A 7,999-nucleotide genomic window follows, 5' to 3' on the forward strand; every position below is an offset into this window, starting at 1 on the left:
CAATGTACAGCTGATTCCGGACGAAATCAAGGAATATCTGACACCGGAGCAGTACAAGCTGTACAAGCTGATTTGGAGCCGTTTTGTCGCATGTCAGATGGCGGATGCCATCATGGACACGGTGTCTGCGGATATTGTATCGGAGGGATATATTTTCCGCGCGAGCGGCTACAAAGTAGCATTTCCGGGCTTTACGGCGGTGTATGAGGAGTCGACAGACGATGCCAAGGCATCGGATACGACATCCGGCAAGCCGCTTCCGAATTTTGATGAAGGCGACAGCCTGCAGTGCAGCAAGCTGACACCGGCACAGCATTTCACGCAGCCGCCGGCACGATATACCGAAGCTTCGCTCATCAAGGCGATGGAAGAAAAGGGCATCGGCAGACCGTCGACGTATGCGCCGACGATCTCGACCATTCTGGAACGTGATTATGTGGCGAAGGAAGGCAGAAGCCTCAAGCCGACACCGCTGGGTGAGGGCGTTACCGAGCTGCTTGTCGATAAATTCAAGTCGATTTCCGATTTGGAATTTACCGCGCACATGGAAGAAGAGCTGGATGAAGTCGAAAACGGCAAGATCAGCTATGTGGAAGTCCTGCGCCGCTTCTATGACGGCTTTGAGGCGGCTCTTCAGCAGGCAGAAAAGGATCTGGAAGGTCAGCGCATCAAGATCAAAGATGAAGTGACGGATGAGATCTGCGAAAAGTGCGGCAAGCACATGGTCATCAAGTCCGGCAGATTCGGCAAGTTCTTGGCGTGCTCCGGCTATCCGGACTGCAAGAACACCAAGAACATCGCGATTAAGACCGGCGTCAACTGCCCGAAGTGCGGCGGCAATATCGTTGAGCTGAAATCCAAGCGCGGATTCCCGTTCTTGGGCTGTGATAATTATCCGGAGTGTACGTTTATGACATGGGATAAGGTCACGAAGAAGCAGTGTCCGGAGTGTGGCTCCACGCTGTTCCGTCATTATGACCGCGAGACCGGCGAAGCACATTTTGTATGCTACAAGGAAGGCTGCGACTACAAGGAATTCATCAGCAAGCGCACGCCGCGCAAGACCAAGGCACAAAAGGAAGCGGAGGCAAAGGCGGCAGCAGAGGCAGCTGGTGAGACCGTAGAAACCGCTGAGGCAGAGGAGAAGCCGAAGAAGAAAACGGCGGCAAAAAAGACCACTGCCAAGAAGACCACGAAAAAGACGGCGGCAAAGAAAACAACAACCAAAAAGACAACCAAGAAAACGACCAAGAAGGCTGCGGAGGACGGCGAGGAAGCGCCAAAGAAGCGCGTGACACGCAAGAAAAAGACCGAAGCCACGGAGGAATCAGTTGATGCATAACGCCATTGTGATCGGTGCAGGCCTGGCGGGCAGCGAAGCTGCTTGGCAGCTGGCACAGCGCGGGATTCATGTGGATCTGTATGAAATGAAGCCGGTAAAAATGACACCGGCACACCACAGCAGCGCCTTTGCGGAGCTTTGCTGCTCCAATTCGCTGCGCGGCGCGGAAATCTGCACAGCACCGGGCTTGCTCAAAGAAGAGCTGCGCCGTGCTGGCAGCTTGATTATTTCCTGTGCCGATGCCACCCGTGTAGAGGCGGGCGGCGCACTTGCTGTTGACCGAGAGGCATTTGCCAATCTGGTCACGGAAAAAGTAAAACATCATCCGAATATCACGGTGCATGAGGGCGAAGTGACGGAAATCCCCGCAGAGGGCAATGTCATTGTCGCGACCGGCCCGCTGACGTCAGATGCTCTGTTTGAGAGCATTCACAACAAGCTCGGCGCACACGAGTATCTGCATTTTTATGATGCAGCAGCGCCGATTGTCAGCTTTGAATCGGTGGATATGGACAGTGCGTATTTTGCGTCCCGCTATGATAAGGGAACCGCAGACTATGTCAACTGCCCGATGAGCCGAGAACAGTACGATGCGTTCTGGGAGGCGCTGTGCGAGGCAGAGCAGGCACCGGTGCACGGCTTTGAGGACAAGAAGGTATTTGAAGGCTGTATGCCGGTGGAAGTCATGGGACGCCGCGGACATGATACGCTGCTGTATGGTCCGCTCAAGCCGGTTGGCCTGCGCGATCCGCACACTGGTGAGACCCCGTATGCGGTGGTGCAGCTGCGCCGCGACAATGCCGCCGGTTCGCTGTACAATCTGGTCGGCTTCCAGACCCATTTGAAGTTCCCGGAGCAGAAGCGCGTCTTCTCGATGATTCCGGCACTGAAAAACGCGGAATTTGTGCGCTACGGTGTCATGCACCGCAATACGTTTATGGATTCTCCGCGTCTGCTGGACAATCATTATCGCCTCAAGGCGGAGCCGCGCATTCGCTTTGCCGGACAGATGACCGGCGTAGAGGGCTACATTGAGTCCGCAGCATCCGGTTTTGAAACCGGTTTGGATCTGGCGCGTGAGCTGCTGGGATTGGAACCGATTGAATTTTCCGATCTGACGGCAATCGGTGCGCTGGGACTGTACATTTCCAATGAGGCGAATGCAAAGTTCCAGCCGATGAACATCAATTTCGGCATCATTCGTCAGCTTGGCTATCGTGTCAAGGGCAAGCGGGAAAAGAACACGCAGATTGCCCAGCGTGCGCTGGAGCATCTGGATACGCTGCTGGATGCCGTACAAGAGGGAAAGGAGAACCCTTCGTGAAAATCATCATTGATGCTATGAGCGGTGACAACGCACCGCAGGCACAGGTTTCCGGCTGCGTCATGGCAGCCAAGGAATTTGGCCAGGAATATATTCTCGTCGGTCAGGAGTCTGTCATTCGCGAGCTGCTGGCAAAAGAACACGCAGAGAATCTGCCGATTACCATTCACAACGCAGAAGACGTCATTGACATGCACGACGATCCGGCGACGGCAGTCCGCCGCAAGAAAGATGCGTCTATGTCTGTAGCTCTGCGCATGATGAAAGACGGTGAGGCAGACGCCATGATTTCGGCGGGCAATACCGGCGCTCTGCTGTCCGGTGCCACGCTCGTGACCAAGCGTATTCGCGGCATTCGCCGCGCAGCTCTGCCAACACAGCTGCCGTGTAAGGGCGGTCACGTGCTGCTCATTGACTCCGGTGCGAACGTAGAATGCACGGAGGAGTATCTGCTGCAATTTGCATTTATGGGCAGTTTCTACATGGAAAAGGTCATGGGCGTCAAAAATCCGCGTGTCGGTCTGGTCAACAACGGCGCAGAGGACACCAAGGGCGATCCGCTGCGCAAGGCGGCATATGATGTCCTCAAGGCGGCAGGCGATGCCGGACGAATTAACTTTGTCGGCAACGTCGAAGGAAGCGATATTCCGAACGGTGCCTGCGATGTGGCAGTGACGGACGGATTTACCGGCAATGTTCTGCTCAAGACGGTAGAAGGTGTCGCTGGCTTCCTGATGGGAACGCTCAAGGATGTGTTCCTGACCAGTGCCCGCACCAAGCTCGCCTATCTGCTCGTCAAGCCGGCGATGGGCGGCCTCAAGAAGATGATGTCCTCGAAGGAAGTCGGCGGCGCACCGTTCCTCGGTATCTCCAAGCCGGTATTCAAGGCACACGGCTCATCGGATGCCTATGCGATTCGCTCGGCGGTCAAGCAGGCAGTTGCCTATGTAAACGCAGATGTTGTGGGAGAAATCGAGCGCAATATCGACAATATGACCCTGTAACGGCATTTCCCTATTGACAGCAGGGCGCGCGGCACATATGATAAGAAGAGTATGGCAAATGCCCTGCGTGAGAAAAGAACAAGGGAGGTGAGCGTATTATGGTATTCGAGAAGGTATGTAAGATTCTGGCAGATCAGTTCGGTGTGGCAGAAAATTCCCTGAATATGGACACTGCGTTCATTGAGGATCTCGGTGCAGATTCTTTGGATCTGGTCGAGCTGATGATGAGTATTGAAGAGGAATTCGACATCGGTGAGATTGACGAGGCAGAAGCTGCCAGCATGAAGACGATTGGCGATCTGGTTCGCCGCATCGGTGAGGATGACTAAAGAAATGTCTTATGCCCTTCCTCTTCTCCGAGGGAGGGCATTTATCCAATGATGAAAGGAGCGAAAGCAATGGAAAAGGATGAATTGATTTATCAATTTCATGACACAGGATTGCTGACAACAGCGATGACGCATTCTTCGTATGCCAATGAGCATCGCGATCAGCACATTCAAAACAACGAGCGCCTGGAGTTTCTTGGCGATTCCATACTGGGTCTGGTATCGGCAGATTATGTCTTTCACCGGTATCCGCATGTACCGGAGGGTCAGCTGACCAAGCTGCGCGCCGCGGTCGTGTGTGAGCAAACACTGTATGAGGTCGCCAAGGAACTTGGGCTGGATCACTTGCTGCTGCTTGGCCGCGGCGAGGAAAACGGAGGCGGACGCAAACGTCCATCCATTCTCGCGGACTCTGTGGAAGCGCTGATTGGTGCGATTTATCTGGACGGCGGCTTGGAGGCTGCCCGCACCTTTATTCTGTCCTTCTTGGAGGCAAAGATTGATTTGGCGGAGCAGGGCGGTGCATTCCGCGATTACAAGACGGCTCTGCAGGAGATCGTTCAGAAAAACCGTCAGGAGACCCTGAGCTATCAGCTGAGCGGCGAGAGCGGTCCGGATCATGATAAGAGGTTTACCGTACAGGTTCTGCTCAACAGCAATGTGTTTGCTGAGGGAACCGGTCACAGTAAGAAGGAAGCCGAGCAGATGGCGGCAAAGGCTGCCCTGCAGCTCATGGGTGAGGTCAAGTAATGGCGTCTATTGTGCCGATTTTTGTCCCCCATGCGGGATGTCCGTGCCAGTGTGTCTTTTGCAATCAGCGAACCATTGCGGGGCAAAAGCAGCGCATGACACCGGAACAAGCACGAGAGATCATACAACACGCACATGCCATTCTGCCTGCGGGATATTTCCCGCAGGCAGCTTTTTATGGCGGCAGCTTTACGGCGATTCCTATCGAACAGCAAGAAGGGCTGCTCGCCGTCACGGATGAATTTCTGGCGGCGGGAACCATTTCCTCTGTTCGGCTGTCCACGCGGCCGGATGCCATTGACGAAGCGGTTTTGCGCCGGATAAAACGGCACGGCGTGACGGTCATCGAATTGGGCGCACAATCAATGGATGATACCGTGCTGCAGCGCGCCAAGCGCGGACACACGGCGGAAGACACCGTGCGAGCTGCGAAGCTGATTCGGCAGGCGGGCATTTCTCTAATTTTACAGACAATGGCGGGTCTGCCGGGAGATACGCGGGAGACGGTTCGGTATACGGCGCAGCGCATTGCGGCGCTCAAGCCGGACGGTGTGCGTATCTATCCGGTTGCTGTGCTGCCGGATACGCCGCTGTATGACGATTGGCAGGCGGGACGCTATCAGCCGCTGGATGTAGAGACAGCGGCGGTCTGGTGCGCGGATATGCTGGAAATTTTTGAGCAGGAACAGATTCCTGTCATTCGTGTCGGACTCAATCCGACGGAAGAATTGGACATCACGGTCGCGGCGGGGGCTTATCATCCGGCGATGGGAGAGCTGGCGTACAGTGAGCTGTGGTATCGCAGGCTGTGCCGACACATCCAAGAGACCGGAGAGCGGACGATTGTCGTGCCGCCGCGCGAGCTGTCGCGGGCAATTGGACACAAAAAACGCAATGTCCTGCGTCTGCGCGAGCGGTTTGGCGAGATTCGCATCACGGCACAGGAAAAATCTCTGTGAAATATAGAAAGAAACGCGGATTTCTGCCGTGTTTCTTTTTTTGTCCCGACATTGCATTGACAGTGAAAACATGGTATGCTATAAAATAGAATTCATATCGGCATGTGCCGATGAAATGAGGGATAAGGGGTAGTTACGTGTATTTAAAATCACTGGAATTACAGGGCTTTAAGTCGTTTCCGGACAAGACAACCATTCGGTTTTCTGACGGCATGACGGCAATTGTCGGCCCGAATGGAAGCGGAAAATCAAATATTTCTGATGCCATCCGTTGGGTGTTGGGCGAGCAGTCCACCAAGAGCCTGCGCGGTGCAAAAATGGAAGATGTGGTATTTGGCGGCACAGCTCGGCGCGGCGCGATGGGTGCGGCGCAGGTCACGCTGATTTTGGATAATTCTGCCGGACAGTTTCCGGTAGATGCGGCAGAAGTCATGGTTACCCGCAAGTATTTCCGCTCCGGTGAGAGCGAATATTACCTGAATCGGAAACGAGTGCGTCTGCGCGATATTCGCGATGTGTTCATGGATACCGGTCTGGGTCATGACGGCTATTCCATCATCGGTCAGGGGCGCATTGATGAGATTCTGGCGACAAAAAGCACGGATCGCCGGGAGGTCTTTGAGGAAGCGGCGGGCGTGACGCGCTTTCGCACCCGCAAGGAAGAAGCGGAACGCAAGCTGGATCAGACCGCGGAGAATCTGGTGCGCATCCGCGACATTTGGAATGAGCTGGATGCGCGTTCCGGTCCGCTGGAAAAACAAGCACAGAGTGCGAAAAAATATATGGAACTGCGCGATGAGCTGCGGCTGCATGAAGTGTCTTTGTGGCTGGATACGCTGGATGGAATGCAGGACGCAAAGAAAAGCAGCGACAGCGCGCGTGCAGAAGCAGAGCAGCAGCTGGATCGGGTGCGTGCACAGCAACAGCAGCAGTATGCGCGCTCAGAGCAGCTGTCGGAGGACATGCGGCAGTTAGACGTACAGTCGGAACAGCTGCAAGCACAGCTGGCACAGGAAGAAGAACGTGCCGGAGAAATTTCCCGCCGGATGGCAGTGCTCGCGGAGAGCCGCCGCAATGCGGCGGAGAATATCGGTCTGGCGAAAGGCCAGCTGGAAGCACAGCAGGAACAGAGCGGTGCCTTGCAGCAGCAGTTGCAGGCACGACAGCAGCGTCTGGCCGATTTGCAGCAGCAGATGCAAAGCAAAACAACGGCGTATACGCAAAAACAGGCAGAGATACAAGAACTGACCCGACGCATAGACGGCGGACAACAAGAGACACAAAAGCTGCGTCTGCACGCTGACAAAGTGGGAGAACAGCTGTTTGCCGCACAGGCGGAAATTCGTGCCGTACAAGCACAGCTGGAGACGCTGCATCAGCGCGAGCAGCATGTCGGAGACGATGTACGCAGTGCGCAGGAGCGCACGGGACAGGAAGAGCAGGCACAGCAGTCCATGCAGGAAGAGCTGGAAAGCCTGCGGCGCAGCATCAAACAGGCAGAGCTGGATCACAAGACACGGCACGATGCCGCGCAGGAAGCAGGACTGGCACTGAGTGCAGCGCGAAATGCCCATCAGAAGCTCAAATCCGAGCTGACGGACAGTGAAAACCGCGTGCGGATGCTGACAGAATTACAGCGCGACTATGAGGGCTTTTCTCGTGCCGTCAAGCTGGTGATGAATCAGGCGTCCAGTGGTGCGCTCAAGGGCGTGCGCGGTCCGTTGTCCTCGCTCATCCACGTTTCGGATCGCTATGTCACGGCGGTGGAGACCGCACTGGGCGCGGCGGCGGCAAATATCATTGTCGAGCGCGCAGAAGACGGCAAAAAAGCCATTCAGATGCTCAAGCGACGCGATGGCGGCAGAGCAACGTTTTTGCCGATGGACACCATTCGACCGCAGGCACTGCGTGAGAGCGGCTTAGAACGCAACGCAGGATTTTGCGGTGTGGCGGCAGATCTTGTTGAGTGTGAGGCGGATTACCGCGACATTGTAGACAATGCCCTCGGCCGCACGGTCGTGGCAGAAGACATGGACAGTGCATTGGCGATTGCCCGACAGTATCGCAATCGCTTCCGCATTGTGACGCGCGATGGACAGCTTATCAACGCGGGCGGCTCGATGACGGGCGGCTCGGCGGGCAGATCCTCCGGTATTTTGTCGCGTGCCAATCAGCTGGAGCAGTGGCAGGAAAAAGTCCGTGTGCAGCGCAAAAAACTGCAAGAAATCACGGAACAGGGCAGAGATTTGGCAGACCGCGTGCGCGATGCAGAGCGGGAAACCGAACAGACA

At 55.4% G+C, this 7,999-nt stretch carries 7 protein-coding genes; all 7 read left to right on the forward strand.

Features of this window, described 5'->3' with window-relative positions; genetic code table 11:
• Positions 1 to 1,342, forward strand: a 1,342-nt coding sequence (locus ACR0P9_RS04665) for a DNA topoisomerase (protein WP_432617794.1), incomplete at its 5' end; no start/stop codon positions are given.
• Complete coding sequence (gene trmFO, locus ACR0P9_RS04670) at positions 1,335 to 2,666, forward strand: methylenetetrahydrofolate--tRNA-(uracil(54)-C(5))-methyltransferase (FADH(2)-oxidizing) TrmFO (RefSeq protein ID WP_432617796.1); 1,332 nt, start codon at positions 1,335 to 1,337, stop codon at positions 2,664 to 2,666. The genes ACR0P9_RS04665 and trmFO, both read left to right, overlap by 8 nt.
• Entirely contained in the window at positions 2,663 to 3,670 is a 1,008-nt protein-coding gene (plsX, locus tag ACR0P9_RS04675; protein WP_432617798.1) for a phosphate acyltransferase PlsX, read from the forward strand. Before trmFO ends, plsX begins: the two co-directional genes overlap by 4 nt.
• A gap of 98 nt (positions 3,671 to 3,768) precedes the next feature.
• On the forward strand, positions 3,769 to 3,999 hold the full coding sequence (acpP, locus tag ACR0P9_RS04680) for an acyl carrier protein (protein WP_216470003.1): 231 nt from the start codon (positions 3,769 to 3,771) through the stop codon (positions 3,997 to 3,999).
• A gap of 69 nt (positions 4,000 to 4,068) precedes the next feature.
• The gene (rnc, locus tag ACR0P9_RS04685; RefSeq protein WP_432617800.1) at positions 4,069 to 4,749 is read left to right on the forward strand and encodes a ribonuclease III; all 681 of its coding nucleotides are present in this window, start codon (positions 4,069 to 4,071) and stop codon (positions 4,747 to 4,749) included.
• Entirely contained in the window at positions 4,749 to 5,708 is a 960-nt protein-coding gene (locus ACR0P9_RS04690) for an elongator complex protein 3 (protein ID WP_432617802.1), read from the forward strand. The genes rnc and ACR0P9_RS04690 overlap by 1 nt, the downstream gene beginning before the upstream one ends.
• Before the next feature lie 137 nt (positions 5,709 to 5,845).
• The coding region (smc, locus tag ACR0P9_RS04695; protein ID WP_432617804.1) for a chromosome segregation protein SMC at positions 5,846 to 7,999 on the forward strand (2,154 nt) is incomplete at its 3' end.

This window comes from Butyricicoccus sp. (assembly GCF_050872565.1).
Lineage (GTDB): Bacteria > Bacillota > Clostridia > Oscillospirales > Butyricicoccaceae > Butyricicoccus_A.